This window comes from Pseudoalteromonas sp. 19-MNA-CIBAN-0066 (assembly GCF_040308705.1).
Taxonomy (GTDB): Bacteria; Pseudomonadota; Gammaproteobacteria; order Enterobacterales; family Alteromonadaceae; genus Pseudoalteromonas; species Pseudoalteromonas nigrifaciens.
Window position 1 is genome coordinate 1 of record NZ_JBEONZ010000228.1, and the last position, 268, is coordinate 268.

General features: G+C 40.3%; 1 pseudogene. It reads right to left on the bottom strand.

The window, feature by feature from the left end:
- A pseudogene (locus AAEZ18_RS18930) lies at nucleotides 1-268 on the bottom strand (S9 family peptidase); the annotation flags it as partial.

Here is a 268-nt window from a genome sequence, read left to right on the forward strand (position 1 = left end):
GTCTTGCTCTGTTACTTTAATGAGCGCATCGCCGTTTTCTAAAACTTGCAGTTGGCCAATAGCGGGGTCGAACTGTTTACTAAGTGCTTTTACGTTTTTACCGCCTTCAGTAAGTAGATAAAGTTGCCCGTCGTAGTTATTGGCAAGCATTGCTTTTGGTAGAGCTCTGCCTGCGCCATTTTTAAAATCGGGGCCTGCAACTACATAAATGTCTTTATTTGCATATTTAGCTAAATTAAACGTTTTAAATTTACCAAGCGATGAAAGC